The following is a 21,525-nucleotide window of genomic DNA, read 5'->3' as shown; positions in this document are numbered from 1 at the left end:
AGGTCAGGCAGATTCCCGAAGCATGTAACCGGCGCCGCGGATGGTCTGCAGCAGGGGGGTTTCAAACTCTTTGTCGATCTTGGCGCGCAAGCGGCTGATATGCACGTCGATGACGTTGGTCTGGGGATCGAAATGGTAGTCCCAGACTTTTTCCAGCAGCATGGTGCGGGTGACAACCTGGCCAGCGTTGCGCATCAGGTATTCCAGCAGGCGGAATTCCCGCGGCTGAACGTCGATGTTCTGTCCGGCCCGCTTGACGGTTCGCGCCAGCAGATCCATTTCCAGATCAGCGACCCGCAATACCGTCTCGGTTTCCGCAGTCTGGCGGTTACGGCGAATCAACGACTCGATCCGCGCCAGCAGCTCGGTGAAGGAAAACGGCTTGGTCAGGTAATCATCACCACCGCCACGCAGCCCTTCGACCCGGTCGTCCACGTCACCCAGGGCGCTGAGAATCAGCACCGGCACCTGGTTTCCGGTGGCCCGTACGGTCTTGATGATCGAGAGGCCATCCATACCCGGTAGCATCCGGTCCACGATCATAATGTCGTAGTCCTCACTGGCCGCCATCATCATGCCTTCCTTGCCCTCCGCCGCATGATCTACGACGAAGTCGGACTCCTTCAGCCCTTTGATCAGGTAACTTGCTACATCCTGATCGTCTTCAATTACCAGAGCTTTCACCTAACAGCCTCCAGATTCAGGAATTTCTGAAAAACAGATGTCTGAAAACAGGGTACGGCCTGCCAGCAGCAACAGCCAGTTAACATCTTGTAAGAGGGTGTCGCCATTGGCGACGGTCAGTGACGATCCGCCCACTCCGCCAGCCAGCCCAGCCCCGCCCCGGTTTCACCGGCGGGCCGGTACTCGGCACTGACCCACCCTTTATAGGATAGGCGATCCAGTGCGGCGAAGACGTTGGTGAAGTTGATTTCTCCCGTGCCCGGCTCGTGGCGGCCCGGATTATCGGCAAACTGAATATGGCCAATCTGGGGCAACAGCTGACCCAGGGTCCGGATCAGGTCACCTTCCATGATCTGCATGTGGTACAGATCGTATTGCAGTTTGACATTGTCGGACCCCACCGCCTCAATCAGCGCCATCACCCGGGCCGAGGTATCAAGCAAGAACCCCGGCATATCCACCCGCGAGTTGATGGCTTCGACACACAGGGTGATACCTTCACGCTGCAGTTGCTCGTTAGCCCAGGTCACATTGGCGACCAGGGTGTCCCAGCCCTGTTGCCACGGCAGCGAAGCCGGCAGCAGCCCGGACAGGCAGTTCAACTGACGGCAATCCAGCGCCTGGGCGTAGCCAATGGCCTGCTCCACGCCTCGACGAAATTCATCAACCCGGTCTGGCAGGCAGGCAATACCCCGCTCTCCACCGTCCCAGTCTCCTGGCGGCAGATTGAAGAGCACCTGAGTCAGCCCCTGCTCCTGCAAGCGGCCTTTCAACTCGTCCCTGCGCCAGGCGTAGGGAAACAGGTACTCGACACCCTCGAAACCAGCGGCGCGAGCAGCGGCAAAGCGATCGAGGAAGTCCACCTCGTTGAACAGCATGGTCAGGTTGGCAGCGAATCTAGGCATGACGTTATTCCTTGCGGCCGGGGCCAATCGAACCCAAACGCGTTCCGTTAAGGTGTTCCAGTTCCAGCAGCAGTCCGCTGTGGTCGACTTCGCTGTGACCATTGGCCACCAGCGACAGATATTCGTTATGCACCTGTTGTGCCAGCGGCAGGGTCAGACCTTCAGCCCGGGCTTCATCGAGGATCATGCGCATGTCCTTGAGCTGGATCCGGGCCGGGGCACCCGGAGCAAAGTCCCGTTCGATCATGCGCTGGCCATGCTGCTCCAGAATCTTGCTGCCGGCAAAGCCCCCCAGCAACGCCTGCCGCACCGCCACCGGATCCGCCCCGCCCTTAGCGGCCAGTAACATGGCCTCAGACACCGCACCAATGGTAATCCCGACGATGGCCTGGTTGGCGAGCTTCGCCAACTGGCCGGCGCCGACCGGACCAATCCGGGTCACCGAGCCCATGGCTTCCAACACCGGCCGCACCTTGTCCAGATGGTCTTCACTGCCGCCCGCCATGATGCTGAGAGTGGCTGCCGCCGCACCACGGGTGCCACCGGATACCGGGGCATCAACAAAGCCTGCACCCCGGGCCGCAGCGCGCTCGGCGAGGCTCCGTGCCAGTGACGGCTGCACCGAACTCATGTCGACAACCACCGCTCCCGGGCGCAGATTGTCGATCCCACCCTGGTTGACCAGCACCTCGTTCACGACCTCACCGTTCTCCAGCATGGTAATGACGACATCCGCCTCACTGACAGCCTCCGCGGGGGTGGTCGCCAGCGCGGCCTGATCGGCAAAAGGCTCACACTTACTGGCGGTGCGATTCCACAGAGTCAGCTCAAAACCGGCCTTGAGCAGGTTGACGGTCATCGGCGCCCCCATCAGGCCAATGCCCAGAAAGGCAACGCGGAGCGGATGTGGTTTTGCGGCAGGGGTTGAGTCGGTCATTGGCCAGATTCTCCAGAGCTCATATCAGATAAGGCATTGTTTCGGTAACTGGTTGGGGCACGGCACATAAAAAAACGCCACCAGCCCATGGGGTCTGATGGCGTTTTACAGGCAGGAAACCGGCTACCCTCAGGCAACCTCGGTCATCTGTACCCGAATCTTCTTCATGGCGTTCTTTTCAAGCTGACGGATACGCTCCGCCGACACGCCATATTTGTCCGCAAGTTCATGCAAGGTGGACTTGCTGTCAGACAGCCAGCGTTCCCGCAGGATGTCCTGGCTGCGCTCGTCCAGATTGCCCAGAGCCTGCATCAGGCGACCGTTGGAATCCTCCGCCCAGTCCGACTGTTCCAGCAGCATCGCGGGATCGGCACGACGATCCTCCAGGTAATGAGCCGGAGCCTGATACGAGGAATCATCATCGTCGTCCATGGGACCATCAAATGAGGTGTCCTGAGATGCCAGGCGCCCTTCCATTTCGCGGACAACCTGCGGCTCCACACCCAGATCCTGGGCGACCGCCTTGAGCTCTTCGTGGTTCAACCAGGCCAGACGTTTTTTCTGGCTGCGCAAGTTGAAGAACAGCTTGCGCTGGGCCTTGGTGGTGGCCACCTTGACGATGCGCCAGTTGCGCAGGATGTACTCGTGGATCTCAGCCTTGATCCAGTGTACCGCAAACGATACCAGGCGCACGCCGTACTCGGGATTGAAGCGCTTGACCGCCTTCATCAGCCCGACGTTGCCTTCCTGGATCAGGTCCGCCTGGGGCAGGCCATAGCCGGAATAGCTGCGAGCGATGTGAATCACAAAACGCAGATGGGAGAGGACCAGTTGACGGGCTGCGTCGACATCACCTTCATAGTGAAGCCGTTCAGCCAGGTCACGTTCTTCATCGGCAGTAAGCACCGGAATCCGGCTTGTAGCCTGAATATAGGCTTCAAGATTAACACCCGGAACCAGTTTGTCTGCCAATTGTAGACTTGTACCCATGCTTTCCCTCCTAGTTAGGGACCTGCAAATATACCAATTCCTGATGAGACCGCCAAGGCCTCGAAAAGTTCCCGACAAACACAAATTAAATGTTTCAAAACAGTCGGTTAACTAAAAATTCGGCACTATTGCCGTTATTAAACCTACTCTGCCTCGTTACAATCGAACATACGGTGTTTCCGTAACGATGGCATCAACTCCCTGCCGGCACCCCCGGCTCAATGGCATCAAGGTGACGCTTTACCGCCACCCAGGCCCCCAGCCACCCCAGCACCATGGCCATCGCCAGCAACGCCAGGGCACCGTCAAAGGGTAACCCACTGAGCGTGAAATTGCTGTGATAAAGTGTCGCCAGGCGCTCAATGGGGCCGCTGAGCCACCACAGCGACAACCCCAGCAAAATCCAGGCGACCACCCCACCCCCGAGACCAAACCAGACCCCGGTGTAAAGGAAGGGACGTCGAACAAAAGCGTCGGTGCCCCCCACCAGCTTCGCCACCAGAATCTCGTCCCGGCGGCTTTCAATAGCCAGACGGATGGTGTTGCCAATCACCAGAACCACCGCGCCACCCAATAACAGGGCCAATACCCAGACGGCCCGCCCCAGCAACTGGGTCAGCACATTGAGTCGCTGCAACCAGCCCAGATCCACCTGTACCCGGGCCACCCCGGTCATCGCCTCCAGCTCAGCCGCCAGCACTTCCACCGCAGCAGCGGTGCGTCCGACTTCCGGCGGGGTCACCAGCAGGGTGTGCGGCAGCGGATTCTCATCAAGGTAATCCAGGGCGTCGGCGAGGCCAGAGGACGCACGGAATTCCGCCAGCGCGGAGTCCCGGTCGATCAGTTCAACACCTTCCACATCGGCCCGGCTCCCCACCTCCAGGCGCAGCCGTTGCGCCTGCTCCAGCGAGACATCATCGGCCAGGTAGGTGGTGATGCGAGCGCTACTCTCCCAGCCGGCACTGACCCCCTGCAGACTGCCCAGCAACAGCAGCAGGGCGACCGGCATGGCCAGCGCAACGCCCATCACCAGCCAGGTCATCAGACTGGCCACCGGGGCATGCCACAGTCGGAGAGCGCTCTCCCGGGCTACCTTGCGGTGGTGGGCCAGGTAACTTCCGGCAACATCACGGACTTCACTGCGGGACTGGGCGCCACCCCGACCCTGACGTGGACGACCAGCATCAGAGGCCATGATTCATCCCTCCTGTCAGCCGACCCTGCTCCAGGGTCAGGGTGCGCCGGCCCATGTCATGGATCAACGAAATATCGTGACTGGCGATCAGCACGGTGACACCGACCTGACTGAACTGCTCGAACAGATGCATGATGTCTGCCGAGAGTTTCGGGTCAAGGTTACCGGTCGGCTCATCCGCCAGCAGCAGGGGCGGCTTGTTGACCACCGCACGGGCGATACCCACCCGTTGCTGTTCACCGCCGGATAACTGCATCGGGTTCATTTTTTCCTTGCTGAGCAAGCCAACCTTGTCCAGTGCCGCCCGGACCCGGCGGCCAACATCCCGCGCAGGCACGCCCATCACTTCCAGCGGCAAGGCGACGTTATCAAATACCGTGCGATCGAACAGCAGCTGGTGGTTCTGAAACACGACCCCGATGTGGCGGCGAATATAGGGCACCTGGCGGCGGGGCATGTTGTTGAGCACCTGCCCACCAACCACCACGTTGCCCGCACTGGGGCGCTCCATCAACATGATGAGTTTCAGCAGCGTACTCTTGCCCGCACCGGAATGGCCGGTCAGGAACGCCAGCTCGCCCCGGTCGAGATGGAAATTCACCTGCTTGAGGGCGGTATGGTCGCTGCCGTAGCGTTTGGTGACCTGCTGAAACTCGATCATGGACGTTGGGTCTCGTTAGTCGGCAAACAGTGCCTCGACAAAGGTTTCCGCATCGAAGCTGCGCAGATCATCTACCTGCTCACCCACACCGATATAACGGATTGGCAACTGCAGCTGACGGGCGATGGCAAACACGATGCCCCCCTTGGCGGTACCATCGAGCTTGGTCAGTGTCACCCCGCTGACGCCGACCGCCTGCTGAAACACGGTGGCCTGGCTGAGCGCGTTCTGACCGGTGCCGGCATCCAGCACCAGCATGACTTCGTGAGGTGCGGACTCGTCCAGCTTCTTCATCACCCGGACCACCTTCTCCAGCTCACTCATCAGGTTGTCCTTGTTCTGCAGACGACCTGCGGTATCAGCGATTACCACATCAACACCCTTGGCCTGGGCCGACTGTACGGCATCGTAGATGACCGAGGCGCTGTCCGCACCGGTATGCTGGGCAACCACCGGCACCTGGTTACGATCGCCCCAGACCTGCAGCTGTTCTACAGCGGCGGCGCGGAAGGTATCGCCCGCGGCCAGCATCACTGAATGACCGTCACGCTGAAAGTGCTTGGCAAGCTTACCGATCGTGGTGGTCTTGCCCACCCCATTCACCCCAACCATCAGGATGACATAGGGCTTTTTGTCAGCATCAATTTTGAGGGGCCGCGCCACCGGGGTCAGAATGCCATCCAGCTCCTCCCGCAGGGCCGCCTGCAGCGCCGCCCCATCCTTGAGCTGGTTACGTTCAAGTTTGTCCGTCAGCGACTCGATGATCTCGGAGGTCGCGGTCACCCCGACATCCGCCATCAGCAGCATGGTTTCAATCTCTTCCAGCAGATCTTCGTCGATCTTCTTGCTGACGGAGAACAGGTCGGCCAGTCCCGCGGTCAGATTGGCCCGGGTTTTTCCGAGACCACTGCGGATTCGCTCAAAGACACTGAGCGCTGGTTCCTCAACCGCTGGCACCTCGGCCACAGCCGCTTCCGCCACCGGCTGTGGCTCGGGCTCCGCTCCGGCCGCTGCTTCCGGGCGCGGCTGCGGCTGTTTCTGCGGCACGGGCTCTGGACGGGGGATGCGCCGGCGGTTGGCGGCAATATCGCCCACAAACAACAACACAAGAAGGGCCAGGAGGCCTATGGAAATCCACTCTGCCGTCATAGTCTTACCATCAGTCTGGAATTGGCGGGGAAAATAAGAAGCGCTCATTCTAGCGGCAGCCAGCGGCAGCGTCCAAACCCATGACGTCTAATCCGCCGCTAACGTCCGTTTCCGCTACAGGCACGGGCCAGTTTTCGTTACCATGGCAGCGCCGGTGCCCGCGCACCGGAGTCTCGAATCCTGCCGTCCGGAGAACCAAATCATGGGCCGAAAACGTCAACCTGCCTCCCGCCCAGCCTCCCCGGCAAGCGGCGAACTGCGCATCATTGGCGGTGACTGGCGCAGCCGCAAGCTGCGTTTTCCCGATGCCGGCGGCGTCCGCCCCACCCCTGCCCGTACCCGTGAAACCCTGTTCAACTGGCTGTCTTTCCACCTGGCCGGACGGCGCTGCCTGGACCTGTTTGCCGGCAGCGGGGTATTGGGGCTGGAAGCGCTGTCCCGCGGTGCCGGAGAAGCGACTTTCGTCGACCACACCCCGGTCCTTGCCCAGGCCCTGCGGGAAAACCTGCGCCTGCTGCGCTGCGACCACGCCAACGTTGTCTGCACAGCGGTGGAGTCGTTTCTCTGCGACTCGCCGGCGCAACCGTATGACATCCTGTTTATGGACCCGCCCTTCCGGCAGGGCTGGTTGCAACGACTGTTCCCGCTGATCGCAGAAAATGCCTGGGTCGCGCCCGGTGGCTGGATCTATGTCGAACACGAAAGTGAGCTAACACCCCCACCGGTGCCCGACAGCTGGCAACTGCACCGGCAGAAAACCGCCGGCCAGGTGACCTACAATCTTTACCGGGTTGACGACCTCGGGGCATAAAAAAACCGCCGGTGTACGGCGGTTTTTTTTATTGAGCGCGTCCGCAGATCAAATCGCTGCCGGGCGCAGGGAGTAGGCCTTGAGATGAGCCGCAAACTCCTCCAGATAGCGGATGCCGCTGGCTTCCGCCTCACGGCACCATTCCATCAGCGCCTGGATCTTGTCCTGGGGCTTGAGGCCGCGACGACGCCACAGCTCCTGCAGTTCCTGGCTCTTGTCATAAATCTGCTTCAGCACCGCATTGTTTTCCAGCACCGTATCCAGATGAGCCTGCTCCTTCGGCTTGATCAGGGAGATCTCCCGTGACAGCAGCTGCTTGAGCTTGCGATAACGGGTCTTAAAGCCTTCTTCCAGTGCCGCCTTCTGCTGACGCAGCACCGGCTCCATTACCTGTTTGCGGTACTGGCGCATGATGTCAAAGCGGTTGTTGGCAATTGCCTGGATGGTTTCCACATCCACGCTCTGCTTGCCCGGAACGAAGTGGGCGATGGGACGATAACCCTTGGGCTTGGCCAGGCCGAACAGCTGGAACAGACGGATATAACCCCAGCCGATATCCACCTCGTACCAGCGACGGGACAGCTTGGACGAATTCGGGTAGGTGTGGTGATTGTTGTGCAGCTCCTCGCCGCCAATCAGGATGCCGATGGGCGAGATATTACGGGCGTTGTCGGCACACTCGAAGTTGCGATAGCCGATGTAGTGGCCGATACCGTTGACCACGCCAGCAGCCCAGACCGGAATCCACATCATCTGTACAGCCCAGATCCAGATCCCATTCACCCCGAACAGGGCCAGGTTAATGACCGCCAGCAAGGTGATCCCCCAGGTCTTGTGAGGGGTGTAGAGCTTGCGCTCAATCCAGTCTTCCGGGGTACGCTGACCGTAACGTTCAAGCGTCTCCGGAGTTGCGGCCTCGGCGTAGAGCTCCGCGCCTTCCAGCACAACTTTGCGGATACCCTTGATCACCGGGCTATGAGGATCTTCTTCCGTTTCGCATTTGGCGTGATGCTTGCGGTGAATGGCGGTCCATTCCTTGGTGTTCTGGGCAGTCGTCAGCCACAGCCAAAAACGGAAGAAGTGCGCCAGCAACGGATGCAGATCCAGGGAATTATGCGCCGAATGACGGTGCAGATAGAGCGTTACACTCACGATCGTGATGTGTGTAAGACCCAGGGTGACCAGAATGAGCTGCATCGCCGACAGGTCGAGAAGACCGTTGTACCACATACCAAATTACCTCAGTGAACCCAATCGGGAACCGGATTCCGGCCCCCTGATTTCGTGCCCCCACTTTAGCTTACAGGTGTACGCCAAACAAGCAGATTCCGGGGTCAAAATTGTTACCATTTACACCTATTAGTAAGATGTCGGCGCCCGGGAATGCCTCACATCACGCTATGGCAGCGGCAAACCCTTATGGTTCCGGCCAATTCCCTTCTGCCGCCACCGTTGACATTCTGTTGCCAAACTCCACAATCAGGCCACCATCCATCCTCAGGAGCTGCCGTGCCCGAGTTACCGGAAGTCGAAACCACCCGCCAGGGCATTGCTCCCCATTGCCAGGGGCAGACTGTGACCCGAGTGGAGGTCCGCAACCCCAACCTGCGCTGGCCGGTACCGGCTGAACTGGCAGCAGGGATGCAGCAACAGCCCATCCTGGCGGTCGAACGCCGCGCCAAGTATCTGCTGCTGTCCTTCCCCACCGGCACTGCCATTGTACACCTCGGCATGTCCGGCAGTCTGCGGGTGATTACCGACGATACCCCGGCGCAGACCCACGACCATGTCGAGGTGGAACTCAGCTCCGGCGTCCGGCTCCGCTACAACGATCCCCGCCGCTTTGGCTGCTGGCTGTGGACAGAAACTCCCGAAAGCCATCCGTTGCTGACCTCGCTCGGCCCGGAACCACTGGCCTCGGAGTTTGACGGCAATTACCTGTTTCACCTGTCCCGTCACCGCAAAACCCCGGTCAAATCCTTCCTTATGGACAATCACGTGGTTGTCGGGGTCGGCAACATCTACGCCAACGAATCCCTGTTCAAGGCCGGCATCCACCCTCGCCGGCCCGCCGGCCGTATTAGCCGTGACCGCTACCAGCGGCTCGCCGAACACGTCAAGGAAACCCTCGCCGCAGCCATTCTTCAAGGCGGCACTACCCTCAAGGACTTCGTCAACAGCGACGGCAAACCGGGTTACTTCGCCCAGTCCCTGCTGGTTTATGGCCGCGGCGGCCAGCCCTGCGAAAGCTGCGGCACCCCCCTCAAGGAAATCCGGATGAACCAGCGAACCACCGTCTACTGCCCCCGCTGCCAGCGCTGACTCTGTGACAGGGGTTGTGAAAATCCGTTTGAAAATACGCAAATATGATTCATAGTTAAGACTACGTTCAAACAGGACCAGTGCCGGGTCATTCCCTAGAGCAAAACCCGGCACATCATGTTGTGCCCGCCCTCGTCAATGGCGGGCAAAGTCAATTCCAGGAGACACATAATGCCCGCAACCCTTTCCCGTATCCTGACCACCACCGTGGCCGTCTGCATGCTCGCCTTTGCGTCCGCTGGTCATGCCAATACCATCAACGATGCGCCGTCAGCCCTGGAAATGACCGCCGACGCTGTCATTGCCCGCCCGCTGCTGCTGGCCACCACCGTTGTGGGGACGGCAGTCTACATCGTTTCCCTGCCCTTCTCGCTGCTCGGCGGTAACGCCGGCGAGGCCGGTGAAGTACTGGTGCTTGGCCCCGCAAAGTCGACCTTTTTACGCTGTCTGGGCTGTGATTCTTCCGGGCGCCGTCAGGGCGGCCCGGCCAACGAGAGCAACTGAAGCCGGTACCGGAACACACCAGCACCGCTCCGCATCCGTACAAACCGGAGTTGCGTCACAGGCAGTTCTGCGGCAGCCTGAAGACATCATGTCTTCAGGCTGTTTTTGTTTATGGTTAACTGGTCGCAACTCGATACACTGTTCCTCGATATGGACGGTACCCTGCTGGACCTTCATTTCGACTCCCATTTCTGGCTCGAACACCTGCCCCTGCGTTACGCTGAACACCACGCGCTGACCCCAGAGCAGGCCCGCGCCAGGCTGCTTCCCATGATCCAGGCCGAACAGGGCACCCTGAACTGGTACTGCACCGATTACTGGAGCGAGCGGCTTAACCTTGATATCACCCGCCTCAAGGCCGAAGTCAGCGACCGCATCAGTTACCGCCCTTACGTACCCGAGTTCCTCAGCGCAGTGAAGGCGTCCGGGCGACGCGCGGTGATTGTCACCAACTGTCACCCGGATCCGCTGGCACTCAAGCTGCAGCGAACCGGTCTGGATCAGCGTGTTGACCGGATCATTTCCAGTCACACTCTGGGCAAGCCCAAGGAAGATCCCCAGTTCTGGCAGGATCTGCAACACCTGGAACGCTTCCGCCCGGACACCACCCTGATGGTGGACGACAGCCTGCCGGTGCTTCAGAGCGCCCGCGATGCGGGTATTGGCCAGTGTCTGGCCGTGCTGGCGCCGGACAGCCAGCAACCGGCTCGGGAAGACAGTGCCGGCATGCCCGCAATCCACCACTTTGACGAAGTGCTGCCCCACCTGCAGCAAAGCCCCCGCCTGCCATCCTGAAATCGATACGGTTATAATGAAGACGCACGCACATCAGGTGGGAGACATGACCGCATCAACCCCGGAAGAGCTGCGGGTAAGACTGGACAAGTGGCTATGGGCCGCCCGTTTCTACAAGACCCGCTCCCTCGCCAAAGAGGCCATCGAAGGTGGCAAGGTTCATTACAACAATCAACGCTGCAAACCCGGACGGCTGGTTGAACCCGGCGCCCGGCTGACGTTGCGCCTGGGCTGGCAGGAACGCATTGTGATTGTGGACCAGCTCAGTGACCGGCGCCGGGGGGCCCCGGAAGCACAGATGCTCTACCACGAAACCGAAGAGAGCATCAAAAAGGCCGAAGACACCGCCTGGCAGCGCAAGACCATGCAGGCTGCGCAATTACCACCGGCGCGACGACCCTCCAAAAAGGACCGCCGGAACATCCAGCGCTTCCGCGAACAGAACGGCCTGTAACCCGATCCGGGCGGGCCGGACTGCCAGCACCACAGAATTGCCTTATCAGCACGCATTTAGGAGACAGCAACACATGGCGTCCCAGGACCAGTTCCAACGCTTTATTTTTGAACACAGCCAGATCCGCGGAGCCTGGGTACAACTTGTCGACAGCTACAATGAAATCGGCAACCAGGCCCCCTATCCTGCCTCGGTTCGCCAACTGCTGGGACAGACCCTGGTGGCCAGCGTACTGATGAGCAGCACCCTGAAGTTTGAAGGCAGGCTGTCGCTGCAGGCCCAGGGCGAAGGCCCGTTGCGCACACTGATGGCTGAGTGCAGCCACGACCGCAACATTCGTGGGCTTGCCAGGTTCGACGCCCCCGCCGCCGCTGCCAACGGCCTCAACGAACTGCTCGGCGATGGCCGCATGGCCATCACCATCACTCCGGAACAGGGCCAGCGTTATCAAGGCGTGGTCCCACGGGAAGCCGATTCCCTGGCGGGCTGTCTTGAGGAGTACTTTGATCGCTCCGAACAGATTGCCACCACCCTGATTCTGTTCGCTGACGAACGCCGCAGTGCCGGCCTGTTGCTGCAGCGCCTGCCAGGCAGCAGCGACACCGACAACGAATTGTGGGAACGGATCAATCACCTGGCCGCCACGGTGACCGAGGAAGAGTTGCTGGGGCTCGACAGCGAAGTGATCCTGAACCGCCTGTTCCACGAAGAGGAAGTGCGGATATTCGAGCCCGACCCGGTCGCCTTCAATTGCAGCTGCTCCCGCGAGCGCACGCTCGGGGCACTCAAGTCCATCGGCAAGGACGAATGCTACAGCATCATCGAGGAGCAGGGTGCGATCGAGATGGACTGCCAGTTCTGCCACGCCCACTACCAGTTCAACCGTAACGACATTGATCACCTGTTCACCGGCCACTCTCTTCACTGAGACCGCCGGTTGGCCGGAAACCCGCTGTTGGCAGGGCTTTCCGGCCTGTCGTTTTTTTCAGGCATCTCTGGCATAATAGCGCGCCTGAATTGACCCGATTGTTCAGATTTCCGCCAATCACTCCGGCCTCCTGCAGGTCCGGACTGGCATTCCGGACAATCAATGTAGACACCCTGAGGGCGAGGTCGAAGTGAGCAACACTTATACTGATCTGAGTTCAGCACGACTGGTCGAGCTGGCACTGGAAAGAGGCGAAGGCCAACTGGCTGCCAATGGTTCGCTGGTGGTCAAGACCGGCAAGCGTACTGGCCGTTCTCCCATGGACCGCTTCATTGTTGAGGAGCCCAGCACCGCGGATGCGATCCACTGGGGCCCCATCAACCGTCCGTTCGACGCTGACAAGTTCGACGCCCTCTGGGATCGGGTTGAAGCCTACATCGCCGAGAAGGAACAGTTCCTGTCTCACGTTCATGTCGGCTCCGATCCCGAGCACTACCTGCCGGTTCGCATGACCACAGAAACTGCCTGGCAGAACCTGTTTGGTCGCAACCTGTTTATCCGTCCGGAGAACTACAACAGCTCCGACAAGCAGGAGTGGCAGATCCTCAACGCCGCCAACTTCGAGTGTGTGCCCGAGCGTGATGGCACCAACAGCGACGGCTGCGTGATTATCAACTTTGCCAAGCGCAAGGTTCTGCTGGCAGGCATGCACTACGCCGGCGAAATGAAGAAGGCCATGTTCTCCGTGCAGAACTTCCTGCTGCCAGAGAAAGACGTGCTGCCGATGCACTGCTCCGCCAACGTTGGCGAGAACGGCGAAACCTGTCTGTTCTTCGGTCTGTCCGGCACCGGCAAAACCACCCTGTCCGCTGATCCCGATCGTTTCCTGATCGGTGACGACGAGCACGGCTGGGGTCCGGGCACCGTGTTCAACATCGAAGGTGGCTGCTACGCCAAGTGCATCGACCTGAGCCAGAAGAACGAACCGATCATCTGGGATGCCATCCGTTTCGGCGCCATTGTTGAAAACGTCATGATCGACGAGGAAAGCCGCGAGCCGGATTACACCGACGTGTCGCTGACCGAAAACTCACGCTGCGCCTACCCTCTGGAGCACGTTGAGAAGCGTGTTCTGGAAAACCGTGCCGGTGAGCCGTCACACATCGTGTTCCTGACTTGCGACATGACCGGCGTCCTGCCTCCGGTATCGATCCTCAGCAAGGAAGCGGCTGCCTATCACTTCCTCAGCGGCTACACTGCGCTGGTAGGCTCCACCGAGATGGGCTCTTCATCCAAGCTGAAATCCACCTTCTCTACCTGCTTCGGCGCTCCGTTCTTCCCGCGTCCGGCTGGCGTTTACGCCGAGCTGCTGATGAAGCGAATGGAAGAGTTCGGTAGCAAGGTCTTCCTGGTCAACACTGGGTGGACCGGTGGTCCCCACGGTGTTGGTGAGCGTTTCAGCATTCCGACCACCCGGGCCATTATCAGCGGTATTCAGAATGGCGACCTGGACGATGCTGAAACCGAGCACTTGCCACTGCTGAACCTCGAGGTCCCGCTGACCGTTCCGGGCGTCGACAGCAAGCTGCTCAACCCGCGTAACACCTGGCAGAGCACCGAAGAGTACGATGCCAAGGCACGTGAACTGATTGCCCAGTTCGTCGACAACTTCGACAAGTTCGACGTTTCCGGCTCCATCATCACGGCAGGCCCAAGCCTGTCCTGATAGGGACCAGACGTCAAAAAGGCAGCCCCAGGGCTGCCTTTTTTTGTGGCTCCGAAACCGCCAGCGAAGGCAGGATCAAGACACAAAAAAGGCGCGGAAACCGCGCCTTTTTATCACCGCCTGGACCGGCTTAGTTCGCGTAGAACAGCAAGGGCACAAAGGCCACCAGCACCAGCGAGACACCCATGGCAATCAGCGGCATGATGATACGCTCATGGCGCTGATAGAAGGTCCCACTCTCCTGCTGGGCCGCCACCACCTCTGCTTCCCCCACCACCTGGCGGGTCAGCAGGTGGTTCAGTGCCACCGGCGGACTCAGATAACCCAGTTCAAACGCCACCAGGGTAACCATCCAGAAATGAATCGGGTGGATGCCACTGGAATAGGCAATGGTTGCCACCGTCGCGGACACCAGAATCACCGCCCCGAAAGCATCCATGATCATTCCCAGGATCACCAGGATCACCACCATCAGAAGCATCGCAGACCAGGCGCTGTCAAACGACTGCGGAAAACTCTCCATGATATGAGATCGCTCGATCACTCCACCAATACTGACCGACAGCCCCAACAACAGTAACAGAGCACCAATTTCAGCCGTGGTGTCGTTGGTCGCTCCACGTACGCTGCGCTCCAGCCCCTGGTGGTTGATCTCCAGGCCATCGCGATCACGCTCCGTGCGCCCTTTCAGGCTGATATGCTCGTACAACAGGATGGCAAACAGGATCACCGGCAACAGCCGCGGCGCAGAAAACTCATCCATACGCACATCCAGGCCCCAGCGGTAGAACATCACCACGCCGGCAATCACCAGTACATAAGGAATCAGCGGACGCAGCGCCGCCAGCATCGCCGGCAGGGCATCATTCACCGGGGCCAGGTTGAACTGGCTTTGCCGATTCACCGTCAGCGCCACCGCGGTAAACATGGCCGCAGTTAACGCGAACACCCAAATCCCCCAGCCGAACAGCTCGTCGGTGGTGACCTCGCGGTTCAGGTAGGCAATCACCACCACCAGCAGGCAGGGCCGGATCACCACACCCAGGGAACCGGACATGGCGGTAGCCGCCAGCGCCAACTGACGCCGGGCACCCGCAGCCCGCAGCTCATTGTATATTACGGCACCTGCGGCGATGACAAAGATTCCGGACGCACCGGTATAGGCCGTTGGTACTACCGCCACCAGAACGGCGACCACGGCCAGCAGCTCCGGCGGCATCCGCCAGGGCCGGAACACGTTGAAGACCAGAGTCGCCAGACGGGTCTGCTTGAGCATCATGCCGACCCAGACATAAAGTCCAACATTGAGGAACATGTCGGCCAGTTCCATCATCTTGCCCAGGTAAATCCCAATGCCCGCAGCGTGACCGATCATCGAGAAATAGGTGCCTGAGATCAGACACATCACGGTATACAGCGGCACCGCCAGCAGGGCCTTGTTGAGGCTTCCACCCGGTGCCAGCCCTTCGGGCACGCGAATCAGCCGGTACAGGCTGGCTATGGTCAGCGCGCCAAACCCGACGATCCACAGATTGTGCAGCAGCAGCTCTTCCGAAGACACGGCTGCGTCAGCGCCGAGCGTGTTGGCGCGAAAGATCAGGCTCGAGCCCAGCAACATGGCATTGGCGACGGTCTGCAGGGTCAGCGACACCTTGTGATCCAGTACTGTCTCCATGGCCCGCATCGCAATGTGATGGCGGGTCAGCGTCGCTGTCACCGCACACAACATGACCAGAATGACCAGAATATAACGCTGGGATTCCAGCCCGAAGGCAATCAGATCGGCGATGAACAGCTCCACCGCCCGATAAGCACGGACCCCGGGCGTGAGTTTGTCCCTGACCTCCAGATAACTGGCATGACTGGCCTGACATTCCGCGACCGAACGCTCAATGGAACGGCGGACATCGGCCGGATCCTTCTCCATCGCACCCAGCAGATCCGCCATCGCCCCCAGGTCACTGCCCTTGGCCATCTCCGCCGCCACGGCTGCGTCAATATCACGATTGGGATTACAGGTGGGCTCCACCGGGTCGGAGCGCAGCTTGTAGTAACCGCTCCACAACTGCTCGCCGCCCCGCAGCATCTGGTTATGAATATCACTGGAGGTGGAGAACAGCACAACCGCCAGTAACAGCAGGCAGGCTGGCAGAGAAGAGGACCATTCCCTCAGGCTACGTCCGCCCGCGCGGGCAGACGAGCCTTCGGTGTTCAGGGTATCAACGGACATATCTGGCGCTCGTGGGTCCATGGCTTACAGCAGGTCGTCCAGGCTCATGACTTCGGCGGCTTCCGGCTCTTCATCCCAGAAGCTGCCGAGCTTGCCCAAAGGCGTACGGTGGCCGGTGTTCTCAACCCACATACGGTCGGAAATCGCCACGATGAGCTGGGTCGCCATAGCGTCCACCATTCTCCACTCTTCATTCGAGGGCGTGGCCTTGATGGAATCGGCGTGCTGACGAATCACGCCTCGCAGCATCTCGTCATCACCCTTGTTCATCGCCGCCAATGCGTGGAACACATGGCTCAGACGCACACCCGCCTCTTCGCCCTGAAGGTCCGCAGCCGCGAGACGCTCAAAGGCATTCTCGCCCTGAGGCAACGCTCCGGGAATCATCGCCCAGACGGTTGCCCGCAGCGCCATCGGCGCCCCCCACCACTTGTCGTTATTCAGGCAGCTGGTGGCCCGGGACACGATGGAGCCGACGTTCTTCGGCACACCGATGGCGGACGTGGACTGAATCTCGGCATTCAATGCCTGGAGGCCGGACAGCAGCCCCGCCATATAGATAAACTCGTCCATGTCAGTGTCGAAGTCCGGGCATTCACTTTCATCCGGATTCCCGTAAAAGGTGTTATGGTGCTTCCAGGCCTGAAAATAACGCTGGGCTGCCAGCGCATAGGCCCGCTTCTTCTGGATCATGGCATCTTCGGCGACTTCCGCCTCCAGAGCACGCATCGCCATCAGGCTATCAAGCTCAAACTCCCGCGCCTGCTCATCCATGCAGCCCCCGGCCGTCAGGTACAGCATGACCGCCAGCTGATCCGGATTGGTCGTCACCCGACCAAAGGACATCAACAAAGGCGAGGTTGCCTCGCTCATTGCACAGCTCATCGCCAGATCACTGCTTTCGAGCACATACGGAACGGTATGCTTCCTGGCAAACCCCTCCATGACGTCCCCGGTGGTTTTGTAAATCATATGGTTGGCGACGCCACAGCCGCTCAGTGCCAGGCTGGCTGCAACCCCTGCCGCCAGCCCTCGACACCGACTCAACACCTGACCCGAACGCTGGACGAATCCCTGGATACCCGTCATATCACCTGCCACCCTTTCATTTTTGTTGTCAACGCCCATCACCGGCGAGCCCACCACCAAATGTTACGTATTGTAAATTGGTGGTGATTATCCCCTGAAACAGGCCTATGTTGTGAGATCAACGCCTCAAACCGGGCGCTGACCCTGATCTCGTCCCCACTGGCAATTGACTTTACCGGGGAAAGCACTAAATCTGTGTCTGACGGAGCGGCCTGTAGCCGCCCCAAGCACTGAAAAACAACAAGGAGCACTCGATGCGCAAACCAGAACTCGCCGCGGCGATCGCAGAACAGACCGGCCTGAGCAAAGAAAAGGCCAGTGAAGTGATTACTGCCTTTACCGACCAGGTATCCGCCGCCACCGCACGCGGGGATGATGTCACCCTGATCGGCTTTGGTACCTTCAATGTACGCACCCGCGGCGCTCGCACCGGGCGTAATCCCCAGACCGGCGCGACCATCGAGATTCCGGCCAGTAAAACCGTCGGCTTCAAGGCCGGCAAGTCCCTCAAGGACTCCATCAAGTAATCGAACAGGGGCCCGCACGCGGGCCCCTTTCAACCTGAGACGATCAGGACGAACACTCGGCGCGGGTACCGTCCACCCGGCAACGAATTGCCTTCATCAGGCGAATCGCACGCTCGTCGTAGACTCCGTCAGCCAGCAGTGACAGACGCACTTCCTGCAACATCCGGTCGTATTCCGCAACATCGTCCTCTGGCGGCATCATCCAGATGTCTTCAGGGATTTCCGACTCCGCCTGAGCAATGATCTGATAGGCTTCATCGAGACGCTTGATCGACTCGTTGCGGACGACCTGTCCGGCATTGTCAGGGAATCGATCACGATGAATGATGACCTGGAAATTCATGTACGCCAGCGCATAACGGAATACGCCACCACCAGAGCCCACGCCCTTGTACAGCTCCAGCGGGGTATAGGCGACGGCAGGGGCATAGGCCAGGTCGACACTGCCGTTGTTGAACTTACCAGCGAAGTTGGCGGAGTTGGAACCCACCACCGATGCGCCAACGTGGCGTACCATGCGCAGTGAAGCTTCGTCAAAATCCAGAGTGGCAATTTTCTTGCCCTGCAACTCTTCTACGGTATCAATGGACCGGTCGCGGGTGTGGAGATACACCGCGCCCCCCGGGAAGACACCGGCCACTTCATAATCGCCTTCAATCAGGAACGGACGGGCATTAGGCTGCGCCAGTGTGTTGTAGAGCAGGCGCATTTCCGCCTCACCCGGCACCGCGCCCATGGCTTCCAGACTGCCGGTAAAACGGTTGAATTCCCGCGCCCGGGTGCCGGTGAGCAACACCGCGTCACACTGGCCAGCCTTGAAGTCCTCGGCCGCCACCTTTTCATCGGTGTAGGCCCGCAGGTTGAGCATCACCCCTTCACGGAGGGCAACAGGCTGAAAGGTCTTGGTGATTGCAAACAGTGGTCCGTTGGCACCGACCGGGTCAAACACACAGAAACTGCGTTCCAGGGGTTCCTGGGTTGATTGGGCCATAGCAGGCAATGCAAGGCTGGCCAACAGCGCGGACGCTGCCACCACCCTGCGTAGGGGGTTTCGAGATTTCACGGGGAATGACTCCTGATTATTTTTGTTGGCTGCTGGGTAGCCATCTAACTCGTCGGTCGCCGATACCAGCGCGCCCAGCATATCCTTCAGATCCAGCCTAGATTGGCAGTGTCTAGAATACGTTGGCACAGGTGCCTGGTATCAAGGGCGTTTGAGCAAAAGAGAAGGAACTGTGATGAATTCGACAGGGGCTTCGCCACCCCTGCCTCATTCTCCCTTGCCGGGTCAGTCGCCGCCTGGCCCCCAGGCCTCGACACCGGCACACAAGGTGTGACGCACCACACCCTTGAGCGGGCAATGGCGGATGGGGGCATGTTTGCCGGCAGACAACAGGGAATCATCCCCTGCCTGCCAGCTCGCGTCAGCATCAAAAACACACAGGTCCGCCCGCTGGCCAACGGCCAGGGAGGCCGTTTCTCCCAACACCGCCGCAGGTCCGGAGGTCAGCGCCACAACCAGTTGGGACAGCGTGAGCTCGCCATCCGCCACCAGCTCCAACCCCATCGACAACACACTTTCAATCGTGGACAGCCCTGGCTCGGTAGCACCCAGCGGCGCCTGCTTGGCTGCTGAATCGTGAGGCTGATGCTGACTGACAATCGCCCCGATAACACCGTCTCTGACACCAGCCAGCAGCCCCTGGCGATCCGCCTCAGTGCGCAGCGGGGGACGGACATGGAAGCGGCTGTCAAAGCCGGCCAGAGCATCCTCGGTAAACAACAGCTGGTGCATGGCCACATCGGCACTGACCGCCACGCCGCGGCGCTGGGCATCCGCCACCATTTCCACTGAGCGGGCACAGGACAGCTGGTTGAGATGCAGGCGGACGCCGGTTTCCTCCGCCAGCAGCAACAGCTCCATGACTGCGGTGGTTTCCGCCACCTCCGGGATGCCCAGCAGCCCCAGCCGGGAGGTCACCAGACCGTCATGAGCATAGCCATCAGCCGCCAGCGCCTGATTGACCGGCGCCAGCATCAGGGTCAGATCAAACGTACGGGCGTAGGCCATGCAGCGCCTCAGGATCCGGGCGTTACGAAGCTGGGCCCCGCCATTGCTGAGCGCAACACAACCGGCCCGGGTCAGGCCGGCCATATCACTGAGCAGCTCACCCTCAAGCCCCCGGGTCACAGCGCCCAGAGGCAGAATCCGGATTGGCGACTGTCTGCCCGCCACGTCACGAATCAGGTTGGTCACCGCACTGGAGTCGTTAACCGGAGAGGTATCCGGAGACGCACACACCGTGGTGTATCCGCCACGCGCAGCAGCCAGGGATTCCGAAGCAATGTTGCCCTTCTGGCCATTACCGGGCTCACGCAGGTTGCAGTTGAGATCGATAAAGCCCGGCGCGACCAGACACCCGCTGGCATCGATCACCCGATCAACATCGCCAATCTCTGCATCGGCACCCACCGCAGCAATATGCCCACCCTGCAGTAACAGGGTCGTGACCGCCGAGCCATCGTGTTCACCATCCAGCAAGCGCCCATGAATAATCCGAACTGTCGTTTGCTGATCCGACATTAGCCCTGCTCTCCTGCTACCTGAGTCCGCTCCGAAACCTGTCCGCTCATGGCCATCGACATCACTGCCATGCGCACTGCAATACCATTGGTGACCTGATTGAGAATGACCGATTGGGGGCCGTCTGCCACCGCCGACTCTATCTCGACGCCACGGTTGATCGGCCCGGGATGCATCACCAGGCACCCAGGCCTCGCCAGCGCCAGCTTGTCCTGGCTCAGCCCGTAGAGGCGGTAGAACTCTCGCTCACTGGGCAGCAGCGCCCCTTCCATGCGCTCTTTCTGCAGCCGCAGCATGATCACCACATCAAGATCCTGCATGCCGCGCACCATGTCGTATTCGACCTTGCAGCCCAGACTTTCGACATCGGCCGGCAACAGCGTGCCCGGAGCAATCACCCGCACCTCTTCTGCCCCCAGGGCATTGAGGGCACGGATCTGTGAACGGGCAACACGGGAATGAAGAATATCGCCGACGATCGCCACCTTAAGCCCTTCAAACGCCCCCTTGTGCTGGCGAATGGTGAGCATGTCGAGCATGGCCTGGGTCGGATGGGCATGACGTCCGTCACCGGCGTTGATGATCGCCACCCCGGGCGTCACCGACTCGGCGATGAAATGAGGCGCCCCACTCTGGGAATGGCGCACGACAAACATGTCGCTGGCCATGGCCTCCAGGTTCAGCAGGGTATCGGACAGGGATTCGCCCTTGGAGGTCGCCGACGTGCTGATGTCGAGATTCAGCACATCCGCCGACAACCGCTTGGCCGCCAACTCGAAGGTGCTGCGGGTACGGGTACTGGACTCGAAGAACAGGTTGACCACGGTCTTACCCCGCAGCAGCGGTACCTTCTTGATCGTGCGTTCCCCGACTTCGATGAAGGAATCGGCCGTATCGAGAATTTCGGTCAGCAGGGCCCGGTCAAGGCCGTCGAGTGTCAGAAAATGCTTGAGCTGGCCGTTTCCGGTCAGCTGCAGGGATTGCGAGGAGGGGTCGTTTGCCGTCATCAGAGTGCCTGTGTCAGTTCTGTCTTG

General features: G+C 60.1%; 21 protein-coding genes. 8 read left to right on the top strand and 13 right to left on the bottom strand.

Annotated elements, in window-relative coordinates; genetic code table 11:
• Window positions 1-3: 3 nt before the first annotated feature.
• The 7 genes from BLV11_RS17255 to ftsY form a co-directional block, all read right to left on the bottom strand.
• Window positions 4-684 carry a winged helix-turn-helix domain-containing protein gene (locus BLV11_RS17255; RefSeq protein WP_091817403.1) on the bottom strand — a complete coding sequence of 227 codons (681 nt, stop codon included), beginning with the start codon at window positions 682-684 and terminating at the stop codon, window positions 4-6.
• Between the two features lie 116 nt (window positions 685-800).
• Window positions 801-1,589: a hydroxypyruvate isomerase gene (gene hyi / locus BLV11_RS17250; protein ID WP_091817399.1), complete on the bottom strand. Its 789-nt coding sequence runs from the start codon at window positions 1,587-1,589 to the stop codon at window positions 801-803.
• Window positions 1,590-1,593: 4 nt separating this feature from the next.
• On the bottom strand, window positions 1,594-2,526 hold the full coding sequence (locus BLV11_RS17245) for an NAD(P)-dependent oxidoreductase (protein WP_091817396.1): 933 nt from the start codon (window positions 2,524-2,526) through the stop codon (window positions 1,594-1,596).
• Between the two features lie 129 nt (window positions 2,527-2,655).
• Entirely contained in the window at window positions 2,656-3,516 is an 861-nt protein-coding gene (gene rpoH, locus BLV11_RS17240; RefSeq protein WP_091817393.1) for an RNA polymerase sigma factor RpoH, read from the bottom strand.
• Window positions 3,517-3,709: 193 nt separating this feature from the next.
• Entirely contained in the window at window positions 3,710-4,711 is a 1,002-nt protein-coding gene (gene ftsX, locus BLV11_RS17235; RefSeq protein WP_091817389.1) for a permease-like cell division protein FtsX, read from the bottom strand.
• Window positions 4,701-5,372, bottom strand: coding sequence for a cell division ATP-binding protein FtsE (gene ftsE, locus BLV11_RS17230; RefSeq protein WP_091817386.1), 672 nt, complete (start codon window positions 5,370-5,372; stop codon window positions 4,701-4,703). The genes ftsX and ftsE overlap by 11 nt, the downstream gene beginning before the upstream one ends.
• 15 nt (window positions 5,373-5,387) lie before the next feature.
• Window positions 5,388-6,521 carry a signal recognition particle-docking protein FtsY gene (ftsY, locus tag BLV11_RS17225; protein ID WP_091817382.1) on the bottom strand — a complete coding sequence of 378 codons (1,134 nt, stop codon included), beginning with the start codon at window positions 6,519-6,521 and terminating at the stop codon, window positions 5,388-5,390.
• A 202-nt stretch (window positions 6,522-6,723) separates the two neighbouring features.
• Here ftsY and rsmD point away from each other — a divergent pair, with 202 nt between their 5' ends.
• Window positions 6,724-7,332, top strand: a complete 609-nt coding sequence (gene rsmD, locus BLV11_RS17220; protein ID WP_091817379.1) for a 16S rRNA (guanine(966)-N(2))-methyltransferase RsmD — start codon at window positions 6,724-6,726, stop codon at window positions 7,330-7,332.
• Between the two features lie 48 nt (window positions 7,333-7,380).
• On the opposite strand, the gene BLV11_RS17215 is transcribed toward rsmD, so the two are convergent.
• On the bottom strand, window positions 7,381-8,562 hold the full coding sequence (locus BLV11_RS17215; RefSeq protein WP_091817376.1) for a DesA family fatty acid desaturase: 1,182 nt from the start codon (window positions 8,560-8,562) through the stop codon (window positions 7,381-7,383).
• Window positions 8,563-8,841: 279 nt separating this feature from the next.
• On the opposite strand from BLV11_RS17215, the gene mutM reads away from it, so the two are divergent.
• The 6 genes from mutM to BLV11_RS17185 all read left to right on the top strand — a co-directional run bounded on the left by mutM (window position 8,842) and on the right by BLV11_RS17185 (window position 14,061).
• Window positions 8,842-9,654: a bifunctional DNA-formamidopyrimidine glycosylase/DNA-(apurinic or apyrimidinic site) lyase gene (gene mutM, locus BLV11_RS17210; protein WP_091817373.1), complete on the top strand. Its 813-nt coding sequence runs from the start codon at window positions 8,842-8,844 to the stop codon at window positions 9,652-9,654.
• A gap of 171 nt (window positions 9,655-9,825) precedes the next feature.
• Window positions 9,826-10,158 (top strand): hypothetical protein, encoded by a 333-nt coding sequence (locus tag BLV11_RS17205; RefSeq protein ID WP_091817370.1) that lies wholly within the window; start codon window positions 9,826-9,828, stop codon window positions 10,156-10,158.
• A 111-nt stretch (window positions 10,159-10,269) separates the two neighbouring features.
• The gene (gene yrfG / locus BLV11_RS17200) at window positions 10,270-10,953 is read left to right on the top strand and encodes a GMP/IMP nucleotidase (protein WP_091817367.1); all 684 of its coding nucleotides are present in this window, start codon (window positions 10,270-10,272) and stop codon (window positions 10,951-10,953) included.
• Between the two features lie 46 nt (window positions 10,954-10,999).
• A complete protein-coding gene (hslR, locus tag BLV11_RS17195; RefSeq protein WP_091817364.1) occupies window positions 11,000-11,407 on the top strand; it encodes a ribosome-associated heat shock protein Hsp15 in 408 nt (135 codons plus the stop codon).
• A gap of 73 nt (window positions 11,408-11,480) precedes the next feature.
• Window positions 11,481-12,335: an Hsp33 family molecular chaperone HslO gene (gene hslO / locus BLV11_RS17190; RefSeq protein WP_091817360.1), complete on the top strand. Its 855-nt coding sequence runs from the start codon at window positions 11,481-11,483 to the stop codon at window positions 12,333-12,335.
• Window positions 12,336-12,525: 190 nt separating this feature from the next.
• Entirely contained in the window at window positions 12,526-14,061 is a 1,536-nt protein-coding gene (locus BLV11_RS17185) for a phosphoenolpyruvate carboxykinase (RefSeq protein ID WP_091817357.1), read from the top strand.
• Between the two features lie 130 nt (window positions 14,062-14,191).
• Here BLV11_RS17185 and BLV11_RS17180 read toward each other — a convergent pair whose 3' ends face one another.
• Together BLV11_RS17180 and BLV11_RS17175 are read right to left on the bottom strand one after the other, a co-directional pair.
• Window positions 14,192-16,291 carry a TRAP transporter large permease subunit gene (locus BLV11_RS17180; protein WP_091817355.1) on the bottom strand — a complete coding sequence of 700 codons (2,100 nt, stop codon included), beginning with the start codon at window positions 16,289-16,291 and terminating at the stop codon, window positions 14,192-14,194.
• A 24-nt stretch (window positions 16,292-16,315) separates the two neighbouring features.
• On the bottom strand, window positions 16,316-17,380 hold the full coding sequence (locus BLV11_RS17175; RefSeq protein WP_091817508.1) for a hypothetical protein: 1,065 nt from the start codon (window positions 17,378-17,380) through the stop codon (window positions 16,316-16,318).
• Window positions 17,381-17,634: 254 nt separating this feature from the next.
• On the opposite strand from BLV11_RS17175, the gene BLV11_RS17170 reads away from it, so the two are divergent.
• Complete coding sequence (locus BLV11_RS17170; RefSeq protein ID WP_091817352.1) at window positions 17,635-17,907, top strand: HU family DNA-binding protein; 273 nt, start codon at window positions 17,635-17,637, stop codon at window positions 17,905-17,907.
• 43 nt (window positions 17,908-17,950) lie between these two features.
• Here BLV11_RS17170 and BLV11_RS17165 read toward each other — a convergent pair whose 3' ends face one another.
• The 3 genes from BLV11_RS17165 to BLV11_RS17155 all read right to left on the bottom strand — a co-directional run bounded on the left by BLV11_RS17165 (window position 17,951) and on the right by BLV11_RS17155 (window position 21,498).
• Window positions 17,951-18,898 (bottom strand): putative solute-binding protein, encoded by a 948-nt coding sequence (locus BLV11_RS17165; protein ID WP_245726065.1) that lies wholly within the window; start codon window positions 18,896-18,898, stop codon window positions 17,951-17,953.
• A 297-nt stretch (window positions 18,899-19,195) separates the two neighbouring features.
• Window positions 19,196-20,491 (bottom strand): dihydroorotase, encoded by a 1,296-nt coding sequence (locus BLV11_RS17160; protein WP_091817349.1) that lies wholly within the window; start codon window positions 20,489-20,491, stop codon window positions 19,196-19,198.
• Window positions 20,491-21,498 (bottom strand): aspartate carbamoyltransferase catalytic subunit, encoded by a 1,008-nt coding sequence (locus BLV11_RS17155; RefSeq protein ID WP_091817346.1) that lies wholly within the window; start codon window positions 21,496-21,498, stop codon window positions 20,491-20,493. Before BLV11_RS17155 ends, BLV11_RS17160 begins: the two co-directional genes overlap by 1 nt.
• Window positions 21,499-21,525 lie beyond the last annotated feature (27 nt).

The sequence above is a fragment of the Marinobacter mobilis genome (assembly GCF_900106945.1).
GTDB lineage: Bacteria > Pseudomonadota > Gammaproteobacteria > Pseudomonadales > Oleiphilaceae > Marinobacter > Marinobacter mobilis.
This window is presented reverse-complemented; position numbering and strand designations above follow the sequence as displayed.

Bases quoted from the DNA above. Each gene is read 5' to 3' on its own strand.
- ftsY (WP_091817382.1), bottom strand. From the start codon at position 6,521: ATGACGGCAGAGTGGATTTCCATAGGCCTCCTGGCCCTTCTTGTGTTG.
- BLV11_RS17180 (WP_091817355.1), bottom strand. From the start codon at position 16,291: ATGTCCGTTGATACCCTGAACACCGAAGGCTCGTCTGCCCGCGCGGGC.
- rpoH (WP_091817393.1), bottom strand. From the start codon at position 3,516: ATGGGTACAAGTCTACAATTGGCAGACAAACTGGTTCCGGGTGTTAAT.
- BLV11_RS17175 (WP_091817508.1), bottom strand. From the start codon at position 17,380: ATGACGGGTATCCAGGGATTCGTCCAGCGTTCGGGTCAGGTGTTGAGT.
- hslO (WP_091817360.1), top strand. From the start codon at position 11,481: ATGGCGTCCCAGGACCAGTTCCAACGCTTTATTTTTGAACACAGCCAG.
- BLV11_RS17160 (WP_091817349.1), bottom strand. From the start codon at position 20,491: ATGTCGGATCAGCAAACGACAGTTCGGATTATTCATGGGCGCTTGCTG.
- BLV11_RS17245 (WP_091817396.1), bottom strand. From the start codon at position 2,526: ATGACCGACTCAACCCCTGCCGCAAAACCACATCCGCTCCGCGTTGCC.
- yrfG (WP_091817367.1), top strand. From the start codon at position 10,270: ATGGTTAACTGGTCGCAACTCGATACACTGTTCCTCGATATGGACGGT.
- hslR (WP_091817364.1), top strand. From the start codon at position 11,000: ATGACCGCATCAACCCCGGAAGAGCTGCGGGTAAGACTGGACAAGTGG.
- BLV11_RS17215 (WP_091817376.1), bottom strand. From the start codon at position 8,562: ATGTGGTACAACGGTCTTCTCGACCTGTCGGCGATGCAGCTCATTCTG.
- hyi (WP_091817399.1), bottom strand. From the start codon at position 1,589: ATGCCTAGATTCGCTGCCAACCTGACCATGCTGTTCAACGAGGTGGAC.
- rsmD (WP_091817379.1), top strand. From the start codon at position 6,724: ATGGGCCGAAAACGTCAACCTGCCTCCCGCCCAGCCTCCCCGGCAAGC.
- ftsX (WP_091817389.1), bottom strand. From the start codon at position 4,711: ATGGCCTCTGATGCTGGTCGTCCACGTCAGGGTCGGGGTGGCGCCCAG.
- BLV11_RS17205 (WP_091817370.1), top strand. From the start codon at position 9,826: ATGCCCGCAACCCTTTCCCGTATCCTGACCACCACCGTGGCCGTCTGC.
- BLV11_RS17170 (WP_091817352.1), top strand. From the start codon at position 17,635: ATGCGCAAACCAGAACTCGCCGCGGCGATCGCAGAACAGACCGGCCTG.
- BLV11_RS17165 (WP_245726065.1), bottom strand. From the start codon at position 18,898: ATGGCCCAATCAACCCAGGAACCCCTGGAACGCAGTTTCTGTGTGTTT.
- BLV11_RS17155 (WP_091817346.1), bottom strand. From the start codon at position 21,498: ATGACGGCAAACGACCCCTCCTCGCAATCCCTGCAGCTGACCGGAAAC.
- ftsE (WP_091817386.1), bottom strand. From the start codon at position 5,372: ATGATCGAGTTTCAGCAGGTCACCAAACGCTACGGCAGCGACCATACC.